Here is a 269-nt window from a genome sequence, read left to right as displayed (position 1 = left end):
CGCGGCGCATTCGGTTACTGCTAATGCTTCGCCATCCATCCGCGGGCTAGGCGCTGGGCCTCGGCGATCTGGTGGAGCCGGTAACCTGTTTTAACAGGCAAAGAACAGGTTTCGGTGCTGATTGACGCGCCAACCGCCGCGCCGTGGTTGCGGCGACCACAGACTAGGTTGCCCACTGATTCTACAGTGAGAAAGCAGTGGCCGGAATTGGTCCGTTTCTTAACGGTGAATAACGGGCGACACACGGTGATAATACACCGAATAAACAC

1 protein-coding gene is annotated in these 269 nt (G+C 56.9%); it reads right to left on the bottom strand.

Going from position 1 to position 269, the window contains the following annotated elements; translation table 11 throughout:
- Nucleotides 1-20: 20 nt before the first annotated feature.
- Nucleotides 21-269: hypothetical protein (locus SAY88_RS25115; protein WP_332635149.1), on the bottom strand; the 249-nt coding region annotated here is incomplete at its 5' end.

Origin of the sequence: Halalkalibacter flavus (assembly GCF_036663575.1) — a bacterium.
Taxonomy (GTDB): Bacteria; Bacillota; Bacilli; order Bacillales; family Bacillaceae_D; genus Halalkalibacter; species Halalkalibacter flavus.
The sequence above is the reverse complement of the archived record's forward strand: the minus strand, read 5'-3'. Positions and strand labels throughout refer to the sequence as shown.